Source organism: Sediminimonas qiaohouensis DSM 21189, assembly GCF_000423645.1.
GTDB classification, from domain to species: Bacteria; Pseudomonadota; Alphaproteobacteria; order Rhodobacterales; family Rhodobacteraceae; genus Sediminimonas; species Sediminimonas qiaohouensis.
In genome coordinates, this window is the sequence record NZ_AUIJ01000026.1 from 26,090 (window position 1) to 40,496 (window position 14,407).

Below are 14,407 nucleotides of genomic sequence, written 5' to 3' on the forward strand. Positions count from 1 at the left end.
GAGCCCCATGCCCTACACCCGTGTCACACTGAAGGCCTTCGGCGGTCCCGAAAACCTTGACATTGAGACGGTCGCCGACCTGCCCGAGCCGCGCAACGGAGAGGTCCGCATCCGCGTTCTGGTAACGAGCGCGGCCTTCACCGACGTGATGATCCGCAAGGGGATGTATCCGGACGTGAAGGAAAAGCCGCCCCTCACCCCCGGCTACGACATGGTCGGCATCGTCGATAGGGCAGGCGCCGGCGCGACCCGGTTCCGGCCCGGCGACCGGGTCGCGGATCTCACGACGATCGGCGCCTATGCGGAGTATATCTGCCTGCCCGAGGATCGGCTGACCCCGGTGCCTGAGGGCGTGTAGGACGTCGATGCGCTTGGTATGATCCTTTCGGCGGTGACGCCCTACCAGATGCTCCACCGCGTGGCGAAGGCAGCGGCCGGGCAGCGCTTGCTGATCCACGGTGCGGGCGGCGCGGTAGGCACCACGATGCTCCAGCTTGCCCGGGACGCAGGCGTCACGGCCTTCGGCACTGACGTCGTAGCCAAGCACGACCTGATCCGTAGCCTCGGCGCCACGCCCATCGACATTGGTGCGTCAGGGGCGGCGCTCATGAAGGCGACGGGCGGCGGGGTCGATGTGGTCTTTGATCCCCTCGATGGCGAGAGCCTGTCGCGCTCGCTCAGTACGCTGAAGCCGGGCGGCATGCTGGTCGCCTTCGGCTTCCAGAACCGGGTGCTGGGCGGGGGCGGGTCGATCCCGATGGATTTCGTCAAGCTGACGCTGTGGAACTGGTTGCCGAATGGCCACACCACCGCCTTCTACTCAATCGGCGCGATGCGGCGAAAACACCCCGAATGGTTCCGCGAGGACCTGGCCACCCTGTTTCAGATGCTGACCGAAGGGCGGTTGGCCCCCGTCGTCGCCGAGGTGCTGCCCTTGGCAGAGGTGCGGCAGGCCCATGACCGGGTCGAGAAGGGAACGGTCGCAGGGAAACTCGTGCTGAGGATCTCGGACGTGTGAGCCGATAATGCAGCCCTTTGACGCCGCACTTGACTGAGCGGTTCTCCTGAAACCAGTTCAACGTTGTTATCGTTAGGGTCGAAGGTAAAGACACCACGCCGGCCCATCCAATCGCGTGTTTCAACGCCGTATTTCCAGCCGAATTTTCATACCATGCCATAACCGCGTCCTGTTTTTCCCAAGGCAGGCTGAGCGCAATGTGATGGAGCGGGGCCCTGGCCCTGTCGTTTGGAGCAAGTCACATGCCGGGGTGCGGTCTGCGCCTTCTATGTCGTGACGAAACAGGGCCAGCACGGCGGTATGTCCGCCAAGGACCTCGGCGATACGAAAGTTGAATGCCGCGCGGGCAGGTTTCCATCAATGTCTCCTTTGGTTGAGGCGTCAAGCTGCAAGCGCGGCGGACGTGCTTTTGCGCGGGCCACGGATGAGCAACCACAGGGCAAAGCCAATCTCGGCCAGCGTGACGATCAGCAACAGGGCGATTTTCACCGTCTCCAGCGTCGTCGCTTCGGGGAAGGCGAACATTTGCACGCTGTCCAACAGGTAGCCGGTTCCTCCCACGATCAGGCCGGCGCCTATGAACCGCGGGTAGAAACCGGAGCGCATGACCAGCACGCCGAGCAACAGCAGATGCAGGCAGAAGAAGATCTGCCAGATCCAGACGCCGGCATCATGAACGTGCCGCATCAGCCCCGCCAGTTCTACCCGCTGCGCTTCTGAGAAACTGTTCAACGACATCGTTCCATCGGCCAGCGCAAGGGAAGCGGCGTGAAAAAACAACATCGCCGCCATCACCGCAACCATCATCAGCCGCGCATAGGACGCCGCGAGCGACAGCGTCGCGTTCACCGGCCGGAACATGAAATAGAGCATCACCGACACCAGGACCTCGGCCGTCATCATCACGACATCGCCAACCAGTCCTGCGTTGAATAGCGCACGTTGGCGCGCGATGTTGGCGAAGGTCGCGGCCGGGTCGCCCGGGACATTCAACGCACTGGGCACGAAAAGGATCGAGAAACCGCCGGCTAAGGCGATAAGCAGGTAAAGCGCCCCGGTCAAACGGGCATAGGCGCGGGAGGATGGATGTTCAAAGGCGCGCATGGCGGGAACTCCTTTTGGGCGGCCTAACAGGATGCTCTTCGTCATAGGGATATTTGAAAAGGGTTGGAATTGACCAAGTTGGCCGATCTGATATGCATAAATGCATGGATTGGCGCAGCACCACATTCGACTGGAACCGGGCTCGGGCGTTTCTGGTGACCGCCGAGGAAGGGTCGCTCTCAGCCGCCGCGCGCGCGCTGAATCTGGCGCAGCCGACACTCGGGCGGCAGGTTGATGCGCTGGAAGGCGAGCTTGGCGTCGCGCTGTTTGAACGCACCGGGCGCGGGTTGCGCCTCACGCCGGCCGGGCATGAGTTGCTGGATCATGCGCGGCTTATGGGCGAAGGCGCCCGCGCCCTGTCGCTGGCTGCCTGGGGGCAGGCGGAGGCGCTGGAAGGCGAGATCGCGATCTCGGCCTCCGACGCCTATGCCAGCTACCTGCTGCCGCCGATCCTGGCGCGGTTGCACGCCGCCGAGCCGGGCATTCGCATCGAGGTCGTGGTCTCGAACGCGCTGTCGGACCTGTCGCGGCGCGAGGCGGATATTGCGGTGCGCAACGTCCGCCCCACAGAGCCGGACCTGATCGCCCGCAAGGTGCGCGATGCGCCGGCTCGGCTCTACGCCTCGTCCGGGTATCTCGATCGGCTCGGACGACTTGAGCGAGTCGAGGAGTTCACGGTCGCCGAGTTCATCGAAATCGATGGCCAGGGTAGCCTTATGGCTTTGTTGAACAGCAAGGGTTTCGCGCTCACCGAGGCCAATTTCCCGTATCGCTGCCGCAACTTCACCGTGATGTGGGAAATGGTCCGCCGGGGCATGGGGATCGGCATCCTTGACGAGCGTATTGGCGACGCCGATCCGGCAGTCGACCGCGCGGCGCCGGACTTCGAGCCGGTCAGCTTCCCGATCTGGCTTGTCTCCCACCGCGACATCGCCCGGTCCCGCCGCATGCGGGTTGTCTTCGATGCCCTGGCCGAAGGGTTGGGGTGAACCGCCGCGACAACGGCATCAGAGCGCGGTCCCTTGCCGAGGTCGCGTAAGGCCTACGGCTGCTGACGTTCCGCGCCGGTTAGGCACGCTGACCAGCTCAGATCGATCCAGCTGCGGCGAGCAGCGGCACCCAGAAACGCGCGAAGCTGAAACCGCCGAGCAGCAAGGATCGCCCGATCAAGGCGCGCAGCGGCATCTGCGCATCGCTCGGCCAGAACAGTTCGCTCATATCACCGCTCGATTTTCGGCCGCTGAATTGTGCCGTGAAGAGGAATTAAATGGATACTGAACCTAACCTGAACTTACCGCTGGTCGGGCGGGCAAGGATCACACCCGGGATGTTGCCGTTGCAAGCGAACACGGATAGGTTTCCGCGTGTGAGAGCAGGGCGACGGGCATCTGAATGAGGGTGGATATGAAAAGGCAGTCACTGATAGCGATGGCAGGTGCCGTGACACTTGGCGCATGCGCCGCGCCGGACGATATGGGCGCGGGGCAGTCCGCAGGTGTGCCGGAGGCGGTCCTGGAGCTTGCCGCGCCCTATCAGGACCTGGAAACCGCGCGGCTGCGCGCCGAGGATGGATGCTATTGGTATCTCCACGCAGGCCGGGTCGAGACAACCCTTTTGCCGTTGCGCACAGTGGACGGTCGCCCGATCTGCACGGCGACCACAGTTGAAAAGGCCGGGTGAGCCGGCCCTGCCAATCCGTTGCTACCCGGCATCATTCGATTGGCCGGGGTGGGCGCCCTTAGCTCCGTGCAGCAATGGCATCTTCGGGGGCGTACAGGTAGGCGGTAACCCCGGTATCGACCTGTGGATAGAGGCTGATGATGTGCGCCATGACCATGCGGACGCATCCCGAACTGGCCCGCCCGCCGATGGATTCGGGATGCGGCGAGCCGTGGATGCGCAGGTAAGTATCGCGATTTCCCACAAAAAGGTAGAATGCACGCGACCCCAACGGGTTGGTCGGCCCCGGCTCTACCCCGTCTTCGAACTTGGCGTATAGCTCGGGGTCGCGGGCGATCATCGCTTGGGTCGGGGTCCAGTGGGGCCAGCGCACCTTGCGGCGGATCGTGTAGGTGCCCGGCTCATACAGGCTGCCGCGCGCGATAGCCACGCCATAGCGCATCGCGGTGCCGCCTTCTTCGATGTGGTAAAGGTAGCGCGCGACCGCATCCACATGGATATCCCCCGGCTTCAGGCCGTCATTGGCTATGACCTGCTGCGGCAAGAAGCGCGGGTGAAGGCCCCAGGGGTTGGTGGTGGCCGGGTCGTAGTTCGGCGGCGTCACTTCGGCGTCCCACGCGGCCTTCTGCGCCTCCGTCGGCCAGGTGCTGGCCATGAGCGGCCCGGCGATTGGCGGCGAGAACAGCGCCGCGCCGGTCATGATGAAATGGCGTCTCGTCAGCAAGTCATTCTCTCCTCGAATTGCGGATGCCCATCGGGGCCCGCATGGTCGCGTAGTTGTAATCCCGCCTGCGCACTCTGTCTCTTGGGCTATATCGATTGAACGAAGGAAGGGCGACCCTCCTCATGTGACCCGCACCCACGTCATCATGCCGGACGCCGCGTGGCTGAGCATGTGGCAGTGAAACAACCAGTCGCCGGGGTTGTCCGCGATGAACGCGATCTCGCGCGTCTCCCCGGCGGCGACCAACAGCGTATCGCGCATCGGGCTGGCGGCGCCGTCTGCCCGGACTTGCCGGAAATGCATCCCGTGGAGATGCATGGCGTGGGGGAAGACGGTATCGTTGACAATTTGTAGCCGTACCGGCTCACCAAGGGACAGATCGCCAAGCGGTTCCTGCGTCATTTCGGCCATCTCGTTGAAGGCCCAGAAGCGGCCCGACGCCGCAAGCTGGCGAAACCCGATACGCTCACCGCCAAGCAAGGCACTATCCATGCGGCCCATGGCGCCGCCCGCCATTACGAGCCGCAAGCGCCGGGCCGCCGCGAGATCCGGCGCGCTCATGCGCGGGTTCGGTGGGAGCGGCGCGGGCGGTGCGCGGCGCGCACGGCTTGCTGAACCAGAGACCGGAAAAGCCGCCTGCGAGACAGGCCGGTTATCGCCGCCGCGCCGCAGAAGATACGCGGTTTCACCCTCCCCCGCGGTGATATCCACGATCAGGTCAACCCGTTGGGCGGGGCCGAGGATCAGGCCTTGCTCGACCGGCACGGGTGCGGGCAACGGCATGGCGTCCAGCGCCACCGTCCAGCCCGTGAGGCCGTTGAGTTGCAAGGTAAATATCCGGGCATTCGACGCGTTGATGAGCCGCAGGCGCAGGCGCTCGTGCCGGCGCACGGGGCGCGAGAAATCAAAACGCGCGTTGGTGGTGACGTAGTTCCCGATGCGCCCGGCATGGCTCATTGCCATCGGGTGATCAAAACTGTCGTCGATCTGCGCGGTTTCTGGGTTGAGCAACCAGTCGTCGAGGATCAGCACTTCTTCGCGGTCCACGTCGGGCACCTCGGCTTCCTCGACGATAAGCGCGCCGTGAAGGCCCCGCGCAACCTGTTCCCAGGATCGGTCGTGCGAATGATACCAATAGGTTCCCGCATCCGGCACGACGAAGTCGTAATCGAAGGTATCGCCCGGCGCGACGGATTGCTGCGTCAGGCCCGCAACACCGTCCATGGCGTTGTCGATGCGGATGCCGTGCCAGTGCACCGAAGTTCCCTGCGGCAGCTCGTTGACCAGGCGGCGCGACACGCGCCCGCCCTGCGCAACGCGGATCTCCGGCCCCGGTGCGCCGCCGTCATAACCCCAGATCCCGGTCGCGGCATAGCCGGAGGGCGCGAGTTGGAACGAGGCGTTGCGGGCGGTCAGTGGCACGCGCGCCTCGGTCGCGGCCCGCAGGCCGGCAGGCAAGAGCGACAGGGCCCCCGCCGAGGCGCCGCGTTGCAGAAGATCGCGCCGCGAAATGCGGTTCCCCTTGTGATCCGGGTATGATTTCATTGACTTGTCTCCGCTCCGTTTGTCGACGCCTTCCGTGCGCTGTGCCCGGAACAGCCGGGGATAAGAGGGCGGACACCGCCGCCCTCTCGTGCAACTGCTCGGCAGGTTCAGCCTTCGCCCGTCTTGATGGCGATGTCACCCTTCATACCTGCTTCGAGATGGCCCGGCATGTTGCAGCCATAGCCGATCTCGCCAACCTCTGAAAAGGTCCAGATCACCTCGCCGGTCTCTCCGGGTTCCAGCAGGATGCTGTTGGGGTCGTCATGCGTCATGCCAGCCGCCTGCATCTTGTCGCGACGGACCTTGCGCATCGTCATCATGCCCGATTGCATCATCTTGCGCATTTCGGCCGCGTGTCCGCGCCAGGTGCTCAAAGTGCCGAGATTGAACTCGTGAACATTGCGGCCGTCATTCGTTACGACGAAGCGGACGGATTCACCCTCCGCAACGTCGATCACGGCCGGATCGAACTTCATCTCCGTCATCGAGACTTCGATCGTGCGATCGACCGCGCCGGACTTGCCGGCGCGTCCGATCACGCCATGCCCCGCATCGGCAAGCGCCGGGACGGGGATGAGTGCAAGGGCGGCAATCGCAAGGATGGTGTCTAGTTTCGTTTTCATGTCTTTCCTGTCCTGTATCAGGGTGTCTTGCATTTTTGGGTACGGTACAGGTCATGCCATGCGCGGCGGCGGGTATCGTGGCGCCATGGACCTTCCGCGCGAAACGGAATCCGGCGGGCGTTGCCGCTTTGCGTCCATCGGGCCAAACACGATCCGGGGCGGGGCAAGAGGTTCGACCGCTGCAAGATAGCAGTAGACATCGGGATGGCAGTGAGGTTGCGGTGCCGGCTCGGCAAACGCCTTCAAGGCCGCGCTGCTCTGGGCTGCGTGGCCGTGATCCGCGCGCTCGTTGGACATGCTCGCGCCAAGTGCAGGTGCCACGGCCATGAGCGCGGCCAGCACGAGCGCGAAAAGAACGGGCAGCGCGCCATTCGACTTTGGCCGACGAAGGGTCATTGGACTCCGTTGGTGCGCTGCAATTCACGGACATAGCGGGTGATATACTTGACGTCGGCGCGCGTCAGCCCCTTGACCGGAGGCATGTTGCCGAAATTCCAGTGGTGTGCGCGCACGCCTTGCATTGCGGCCCTTTGAAATGCCGCGTCGCCGTGATGCGCGGGCCGATACGTCGACCAGACAAGCGGCGGCGCAATCCCGTTTTGCCCCGCCGCGTTTTCCCCGTGACATTTCGCACAGGTGGCCTCGAATGCGCGTTTGCCCATCTTGGCCTCGTCGGACAGCTTGCTTGGCAGGTTAACGGCGACGATCGGCGCACCGTCGGGAATTGCCGATGTATCGGGCGGTGTCATCGAGTCGCCGCCCGGCCGGATCACCGGAATCGTTGCCGAGCCGCCGGTTGTCGCCCGGGCCGCCTGCGTCTGGGTGGTCGGCCGGCTCGCCTCCCAGAGGAATACACCCAGGCCGGCAAGTAGAACCGCACCTATGATCCAACCGAGTTTGTTCATATTCAGTATCCGATGCTTCCTGATGACGTAGGGCGCAGTTCAGTCCGAGCCATGTACCAGCCGGCTGGCCGGCACCCTTCAGATATTCCAATTTATCCCCTCAAGCACCAGGCGAGGTGGCGAAGATTTGTAATCGATTGTATCGGCGCCTTTCGGCTACATCGCGTAGTGCCTGATGCGCCATCGCGGCGGACAACCGATTATTTTTCCAAGACCTTGCGGCGTCGTTCGAACTCTTCCTCGTCGATCTCGCCCGAGGCGAACCTTTCGCGCAGGATGTCCATTGCATCGCGCCGCGTGCCCTGGCCCTGGCCCTGCCGGTCGGAGGCCCACTTCACCGCGAATACGATCAGGGCGATGACGATGCCCCAAAACGCGATCATCATCAGCCCCCCGAAGATGCCGTGCCCGCCGCCCCACATCATGTGACCATATTCTCCTTGCCAGTCTTGTCCGGGGCTCGCGCCTGCCAGTGTCGGAGCCGCGAGAAGTGCTGTCGTTATTGCGGTTGATGTTCGTGTCATCTCTTTCATTCCTTCAAGGTTGTTGGGTTTCATCGTGCGTGTCTTGTGACAAGGGGACGGTGACGGTGGCTTTCAAGCCGCCCTCGGGCCGGTTTTCCAAGGTGATGTCGCCGCCATGGGCCCGCGCGATGGATCGCGCGATAGACAGCCCCAGGCCGTGCCCCCCGGTTTCCAGTGAGCGGGACCCCTCCAGCCGGTAGAACGGGTCAAAGACCCGGTCGAGCTTCTCAGCGGGGATACCGGGGCCAGAGTCGGTGACCTCGATCACCAGGTCATCGCCCGCCCGATGCCACCCGACACGAGCGCCCCCGCCATAGCGGATTGCGTTCTCGACAAGGTTGCGGATCGCCCGGCGCAGTGACACCGGACGCACCCGGGCCTGGAGCGGCGGGCCGCCGGTAATTTCGAACTGCGCCACCATGTCCCCGGAAAGAGCCGCCAGCCAGGTGCCAACGTTGACGGTCTCGGAGGCTTCCGCGCCGGTCAGACCCTCGGCGAAGGTAAGCGTCGCCTCTGCCATCATCTGCATTTCTTCGATGGAGTCGATCAGGCTTTCGCGGGTCTCCTCGTCATCCACGAGTTCAGCGCGGACCCTGAGCGCGGTCAACGGCGACCGCAGGTCGTGGCCAACCGCGGCCAATAGCTGCGTGCGGTCGCTGACGAAGCGGGTCAATCGCCCCTGCATCCGGTTGAACGCCGCCGTGAGATCGCGCACCTCGGTCGGGCCGGCGACCGGCAGGCTGCCCGTGGCCTCTCCGCGGCCAAACCTGTCTGCGGCACTGGACAGACGCCGCAGCGGGCCGGTTAGCCGCGCAAGCAGAAACCAGAAAACCGCGACGAGCAGGAGCGCGGCCGTCACCCCGAACGACAGGATCGAGATGTTGCGCCATTGCAGTGGTGGCCGCTCGAAACGGGTCGCAACGTTGAGCCACTCGCCGCCCGAAAGAGCGACCGAAAGCGTTAGTTCCACGGGTGTAATACGCTCGCGTATCATCTGCCGGTGCATCCGGGCCATTTCACCATCTTCATCCAGATGCGCAGGCAACATCGCGGGCATTGGGGTCTCACGCAGATTGACGCGGATCTCGCGGCTGAAACGCTCGTCAAGCAAGGCGCGCATCCGCGCCACGACCACATCGCCGTGATGGTGATCGGACTTGACCACCAGCGGCTCGGGGCCAAGATCGAAACGCACCAGCGGCGAATTCGCCGCGCGCAGGATCGAGGGGCGCAGATCGGGCGGTGCCTCCTCAAGCAGGCGCACGACATTTGCCGCGCGCCCGGCCGCCTCGGCGCCGATCGCCGCGCGCACGGCGAGGCCGCGTTCGTCACTCAGCAGCCACAGGCTGACGGCCTGCGCGATGGCAAGGGACCCAAGGATCAGTAGCACCAGTTGGGCGCGCAAGCTTTGGAACGGATGCCGCATCACTCGGTCACCATGACATCGGCAGCAAGGCAGTAGCCGCCGTTGCGAACCGTGGTGATGAGGGTGGGGTGCATGGGGTCGGGTTCGATCTTGCGGCGCAGGCGGCTGATCTGGTTGTCGATGGTCCGGTCAAGCGGCCCGGCGGAGCGCCCGGCGGTGAGGTCGAGCAGTTGGTCGCGGCTCAGGATCGCGCGCGGCCGCTCCAGCAGAACGGTCAGCAGCCGCAGATCCGCGGTCGTCAGTTGCGCACGGTTGCCATCGGCATCTTCAACGTAGCGAGCGTCCGCATTCAGGGTCAGCCCCGCAAAGCGCACCGTCTTGCCGGCAAGGCTGCCCGGCTCGCGCTCGGTCAGGGGCGCACGCCGCAACACGGCCTTGATCCGCGCAAGCAGCTCGCGCGGGTTGAAGGGTTTGGCCAGGTAATCGTCGGCGCCGATTTCAAGCCCCACGATCCGGTCCGTCTCTTGTCCGAGGGCGGTCAGCATGATGATCGGAAGGCGCCGTTCGGCCGAAAGCCTTTGACAGACGGAAAGCCCGTCCTCGCCCGGCATCATCACGTCGAGCACCATCAAATCGAACTGCCCACCCGCCAGTTTGGCGTCCATCTCGCGCGCGTCTTTCGCGGTTGTCGCTCGCATGCCGTTACGCTCAAGATAGCGCGTGACCGACTCGCGGATCTGGCGATGATCGTCGACGACGAGAATATGTGGAGCGTCTCCCATGGTCTTTCCTTACATGCGTCTCAGACAAACCGTCAGCGGCCAAGATGTAACCATTTGTATCGGAAGCGCATTTTGCGACATACGGATACAAAACAGGGAATGACGCCTGTTTCGGTTTCAATTCTAACACTTATGTCGGTTGTGCAATCGACAAGTTGGAGGATTGAGACATGAAGATGCGAACAACATTTTCGGGCGCGGCACTTGCGCTGATGGCTCTTGGCGGTGCGGCTGCGGCCGATAGCGGCCACGGTCATGGCGATCGCGGCATGGGCGGCCCCGGCAGCGGCAAAAACGACATGATGCAGATGATGATGCGGATGCATTCGGGCATGATGGGCGGTGGCATGTCCGGCATGGGGGCCATGGGCGGCCCCGCTGGCATGATGCAGGGCGGCATGCCCGGCATCGGGCCTATGGGTGGCGCCGGCGGCATGATGGGCGGCCACGGCGCGATGATGGGCGGTGGCATGATGGCGATGATGGAGACGCTTGACGCGGACGGCGACGGCACCGTGACGCCCAAGGAGGCGCAAGAGGGCCTTCAATCCCTGCTCGCCGATTATGACGCCGATGGCGATGGGTCGCTTTCGCTGGACGAATTTGAAACCTTGCACAGCGCACTCATCCGCCAGACGATGGTTGATCGTTTCCAGTTCCTTGATGCCGATGGCGATGGTCAGATCACGCAAGGCGAGGTCGTTAAACCCGCTGATCGGATGGAACGAATGCAATCGCTGCGCAAGCGCATGATGCAGGGTTTCGGCAATATGCCGGGTGCTGGCCCGATGGGCGGACGTGGCCAGGGCATGATGGACGACAACTAACGCCGTCCATGCACAAAAGGCGCTAGCCCGGTCTCGTTCAATCGAGGCCGGGCGATCACGAGAGAAGGAGATAACACGATGAGCTATACGCATGACCGGCTGCTGCCGGGAACCAGTATCGATGACGCGGACACGCGGGTTCGCGAGGCGCTGAAGGCCAGGGGGTTCGGGGTTCTGACCGAGATCGACGTGCAGGCGACGATGAAGAAAAAGATCGACCGCGACATGGACGGCTACAAGATCCTCGGTGCCTGCAACCCCAACATGGCGTGGGAAGCAATGGGATTTGAGCCGCGCATCGGCGCGATGCTGCCCTGCAACGTGATCCTGCGCAGCGTGGACGGCGGAACAGAGGTTAGCGCCATTGACCCCGTCGCCTCCATGTCGGCAGTGGACAACGATGAGCTGCACAATGTGGCCGGTCAAGTGCGCGACATGCTTGTCGAAGCTGTTGACGCGGCCTGACGGACAGGGACCGACGGGGCCAGACAGGGCGAGCGATTTGATCCGCCATAGGCTTGCCCTGTGGTCTTGTGCCCGCTGCGCGGCGGCCCGAACTTGCCTGAATGGCTCTCTTGCCGGGCGGCGCGGCTGTTTCGGCGGCATCCATGCGACCGATTAGACGAAATATCCTTTTGGCTGCCGGCCTTGGCGCCGTGGCGATCGGGATCATGGCTTGGCACGCGGAAGGGTGGTCTTCCAGTATCGACAGGGAGACCGCTGCGCTTTGGATCGAGAGTGCCGGCGCGTGGGGGCCGGTCGCAATCATCGGTCTCATGACGATGGCCGTGGTGGCCAGCCCGATCCCGAGCGCCCCCATCGCGCTGGCGGCTGGCGCGGCATATGGGCATTACGCCGGAACACTCTATGTTGCCATCGGATCAGAGGCCGGGGCGCTGATTGCCTTCACCATCTCACGGGGACTTGGACGACGACCGGTACAACAAATTTTGGGCAAGCACGCCGATTACGGGCTGCTTGGGTCGCAAAATGCGCTGACCCTGACGGTTTTCGGGAGCCGCCTGCTGCCGTTCGTGTCTTTTGACGCGATAAGCTATGCCGCAGGTCTGAGCGGGCTGCACGCCTGGCGCTTCGCGCTTGCCACGCTGGCCGGGATCCTGCCGGCGAGCTTCGTTCTCGCCCATTTCGGAAGCGCGGCGATGGATGGGAAGTTTGGAGCGGGCGAGTGGATGGCCATCGGCCTTGGTTTGGCGACGGGGCTGCCATTGCTCTTTCTCGCTTTCAGGCGGCCCAAGGGGCCAAGGCAAGCGGACACAATGGACGGGGACGGATCATAAGCTCGACCTGCGAGACGAACAGCCTGCCGTGCGCCCCGCGCGCGACGTCGCCCACTACAAGTGGTTCAACAACATGTCGGAACAGCCCAAGTTTTGCGGTGGGCTCGCCCGATGCCAAAAAATGCAATAAAATCAATGCCCCGAAAGATGTCACTCGAAAATCGGCGGCGGTTTTTGCCACGCGAACGGGTAAAGATCTGCCACGAGAATACGGTTACAGTTTTGCCAAACCGATACCCAAGCATAAAAAACCGCCCATCAGGGCGGCTTCAAAGGCGAAAACTTTCGATGTTGGCGGCTATAAGTCGGCGCGGCGATACACCGCCGCCCCGAGAAGCTCACGCATCATAATCGGGAATGTGTTTAATGGGATCACCTTTCCTGGTGGAATGCGCGGGCCCGCCATGGGCCGCGTCAGAAGATCCCTGCTCCGGTCAAATGATGTCGTTTCTGGCATCCGCGTTACTGCCGGCACGGGGTTGCTCGGCGCGACCTCATCAAGAGGGTCGCGCCGGAAACACCCGTGCCGGTGTTGACGCGCAAATTCAGTCTGAAAGGCCAGATTTCGGGGGTCAAAATCTGCTTCGGAAAAAGTCTATATTTCACAGATCCTTACGGGCGTCGGCAAAACTTCCGCCGACGCGTGGCAGTAAAATCGGCCAATTTGGCATAACTACGCCCGCAACGACAAAAACTGTCGGAACAACCGATTAAACGCCACCGGCAAATATTAAGTCATTGATTTCATTGACATGTGTTTCTGCACCGGCGGGCGAGATAGCTACTCTACAATCAATAAAGGTCTATTTCCTGCAACCGTTACACGCCCAGTAGTTCTTCTGCGCAATCACCGAAACCAAACACAAAAAAGCCGCCCTCTTGGGCGGCTGCGAAAGTTTGACACGTTGGGAGGCCAAGAAGACCCATTATTTTAAGTGAACAAATCTGCCCCGAAATCGCTGACGCGATAGAAGTCTACGCCGATATCGGACCTGGTCACCACCGGGCGAACGCCGGACCGTATCAGCCGACCAAAAACCTCCCCATTCTGGAGGTCAAATTTTTCCGCGATCCTTGCTGGATGTGTGAACCGAGATTTGAAATCAGCCACCACCGCTGGATCGAACCGAGGTATCCGATGATCGCCCAGTGGGCATGCGACCCAATTGACGGCGAGGCTCACCTCTTTCGGGCAACGCTCCACCAAGCACCAGCCAACCTCCCTCGGAATCTTCAAGGCGCGGAATGCCTCCGAGGGCGAAAGGCCCGGCGTGCAGAATGCTGAGTGCTGCTTAACCTCCACAGGATCTACCCGAAGCGCGGCAATCCCGTTCTGACCAACCAGACGAAAGACGCGATCAAGAAATCCGCCCAGAATCATGTGCAGGACGGTGACCGCCGGCACCTTAGCCTTCTCCGCGGCTTTCGAGACAGGCACCAGCTCATCAGTCTCTGCAACCAGTGCGACCGCCCTCGCGTGCAGCTTGCCAACCAGCATGGCAACCTCCCCGCAATCCACGGCTTTCTGGGTCCGCCCCTTTGCGCCCGGCCTCCCGTAATAGATGGGGGTAAGCAATCGGTCGGCAAAAAGCTGATCGACGATCGGCCGTGTGCAATTCATCTCCTTCCAAAGTGAAATCACATTCACGGTGCGTTTCATGCCCTTTGCGACTGTTGATTGTGACTCTGTTGCACAAATTGGTTGAAGGCCAGACGCCCCCTTTCCCCAGACAGACTCATCCTACGGGCTCAGTTATGGGTATGCCGAGCGCGGTATAGCCGTTCATGACGAGGATGCGGACTTGGACTTCCGCAACCTGACGATCGAAGTCCCGCGCCATGAGGCGCTGGCCCAGCATTTTCACGCAGTGCATTTTGGTCTCGACGCGGCTTCGGCGGTGGTATCCACTCCAGTTTCGCCAGATCGCGCGGCCGAGGTATTTCGAAGCTCGCAGGGCCTCGTTTCTGGCCATTGCACCCGCGGTGACGGTCTTCCACGGCTTGGCGTTTT

The 14,407-nt window shown here is 62.8% G+C and carries 18 protein-coding genes and 1 pseudogene; 7 read left to right on the forward strand and 12 right to left on the reverse strand.

Annotation, left to right across the window (positions count from 1 at the left end; all coding sequences use genetic code 11):
* Positions 1–7: 7 nt before the first annotated feature.
* Both G568_RS19760 and G568_RS19765 read left to right on the forward strand, forming a co-directional pair.
* Positions 8–358 (forward strand): alcohol dehydrogenase catalytic domain-containing protein, encoded by a 351-nt coding sequence (locus G568_RS19760; protein ID WP_051203050.1) that lies wholly within the window; start codon positions 8–10, stop codon positions 356–358.
* 18 nt (positions 359–376) lie between these two features.
* Positions 377–1,018 (forward strand): zinc-binding dehydrogenase, encoded by a 642-nt coding sequence (locus G568_RS19765; RefSeq protein WP_051203051.1) that lies wholly within the window; start codon positions 377–379, stop codon positions 1,016–1,018.
* Between the two features lie 381 nt (positions 1,019–1,399).
* On the opposite strand, the gene G568_RS0114900 is transcribed toward G568_RS19765, so the two are convergent.
* A complete protein-coding gene (locus tag G568_RS0114900; RefSeq protein ID WP_245582961.1) occupies positions 1,400–2,167 on the reverse strand; it encodes a DUF4386 domain-containing protein in 768 nt (255 codons plus the stop codon).
* Between the two features lie 59 nt (positions 2,168–2,226).
* Between G568_RS0114900 and G568_RS0114905 the strand changes: the two genes are divergently transcribed.
* Positions 2,227–3,111, forward strand: coding sequence for a LysR family transcriptional regulator (locus tag G568_RS0114905; RefSeq protein ID WP_245582962.1), 885 nt, complete (start codon positions 2,227–2,229; stop codon positions 3,109–3,111).
* A 97-nt stretch (positions 3,112–3,208) separates the two neighbouring features.
* On the opposite strand, the gene G568_RS20825 is transcribed toward G568_RS0114905, so the two are convergent.
* Positions 3,209–3,340, reverse strand: a complete 132-nt coding sequence (locus G568_RS20825; RefSeq protein WP_281169016.1) for a hypothetical protein — start codon at positions 3,338–3,340, stop codon at positions 3,209–3,211.
* 222 nt (positions 3,341–3,562) lie between these two features.
* Between G568_RS20825 and G568_RS0114915 the strand changes: the two genes are divergently transcribed.
* On the forward strand, positions 3,563–3,802 hold the full coding sequence (locus G568_RS0114915) for a hypothetical protein (RefSeq protein ID WP_425423412.1): 240 nt from the start codon (positions 3,563–3,565) through the stop codon (positions 3,800–3,802).
* A gap of 58 nt (positions 3,803–3,860) precedes the next feature.
* Here G568_RS0114915 and G568_RS0114920 read toward each other — a convergent pair whose 3' ends face one another.
* From G568_RS0114920 to G568_RS0114955, 8 genes are all read right to left on the reverse strand, one after another.
* Complete coding sequence (locus G568_RS0114920; RefSeq protein ID WP_026758780.1) at positions 3,861–4,526, reverse strand: L,D-transpeptidase; 666 nt, start codon at positions 4,524–4,526, stop codon at positions 3,861–3,863.
* A gap of 120 nt (positions 4,527–4,646) precedes the next feature.
* Entirely contained in the window at positions 4,647–6,071 is a 1,425-nt protein-coding gene (locus G568_RS0114925) for a multicopper oxidase family protein (protein ID WP_037374283.1), read from the reverse strand.
* 107 nt (positions 6,072–6,178) lie between these two features.
* Complete coding sequence (locus G568_RS0114930) at positions 6,179–6,694, reverse strand: cupredoxin domain-containing protein (RefSeq protein ID WP_026758782.1); 516 nt, start codon at positions 6,692–6,694, stop codon at positions 6,179–6,181.
* A gap of 51 nt (positions 6,695–6,745) precedes the next feature.
* A complete protein-coding gene (locus G568_RS0114935) occupies positions 6,746–7,090 on the reverse strand; it encodes a hypothetical protein (RefSeq protein WP_026758783.1) in 345 nt (114 codons plus the stop codon).
* Entirely contained in the window at positions 7,087–7,599 is a 513-nt protein-coding gene (locus G568_RS0114940; RefSeq protein WP_026758784.1) for a c-type cytochrome, read from the reverse strand. The genes G568_RS0114935 and G568_RS0114940 overlap by 4 nt, the downstream gene beginning before the upstream one ends.
* Before the next feature lie 200 nt (positions 7,600–7,799).
* A complete protein-coding gene (locus tag G568_RS0114945; protein WP_245582963.1) occupies positions 7,800–8,123 on the reverse strand; it encodes an SHOCT domain-containing protein in 324 nt (107 codons plus the stop codon).
* A gap of 13 nt (positions 8,124–8,136) precedes the next feature.
* On the reverse strand, positions 8,137–9,549 hold the full coding sequence (locus tag G568_RS19010) for an ATP-binding protein (RefSeq protein ID WP_037374285.1): 1,413 nt from the start codon (positions 9,547–9,549) through the stop codon (positions 8,137–8,139).
* On the reverse strand, positions 9,549–10,271 hold the full coding sequence (locus G568_RS0114955) for a response regulator (protein ID WP_026758786.1): 723 nt from the start codon (positions 10,269–10,271) through the stop codon (positions 9,549–9,551). Before G568_RS0114955 ends, G568_RS19010 begins: the two co-directional genes overlap by 1 nt.
* 170 nt (positions 10,272–10,441) lie before the next feature.
* On the opposite strand from G568_RS0114955, the gene G568_RS19015 reads away from it, so the two are divergent.
* The 3 genes from G568_RS19015 (at position 10,442) to G568_RS19020 (ending at position 12,396) form a co-directional block, all read left to right on the forward strand.
* Positions 10,442–11,098 (forward strand): EF-hand domain-containing protein, encoded by a 657-nt coding sequence (locus G568_RS19015; RefSeq protein ID WP_084627423.1) that lies wholly within the window; start codon positions 10,442–10,444, stop codon positions 11,096–11,098.
* A gap of 78 nt (positions 11,099–11,176) precedes the next feature.
* Positions 11,177–11,563, forward strand: a complete 387-nt coding sequence (locus G568_RS0114965) for a DUF302 domain-containing protein (protein ID WP_026758787.1) — start codon at positions 11,177–11,179, stop codon at positions 11,561–11,563.
* Between the two features lie 206 nt (positions 11,564–11,769).
* On the forward strand, positions 11,770–12,396 hold the full coding sequence (locus G568_RS19020) for a TVP38/TMEM64 family protein (protein WP_425423413.1): 627 nt from the start codon (positions 11,770–11,772) through the stop codon (positions 12,394–12,396).
* Positions 12,397–13,327: 931 nt separating this feature from the next.
* Here the strand turns inward: G568_RS19020 and G568_RS19025 are convergent.
* Positions 13,328–14,056 (reverse strand): hypothetical protein, encoded by a 729-nt coding sequence (locus G568_RS19025; RefSeq protein WP_051203053.1) that lies wholly within the window; start codon positions 14,054–14,056, stop codon positions 13,328–13,330.
* A gap of 76 nt (positions 14,057–14,132) precedes the next feature.
* Positions 14,133–14,407 (reverse strand): annotated as a pseudogene (locus G568_RS0114980) (IS5/IS1182 family transposase); the annotation flags it as partial.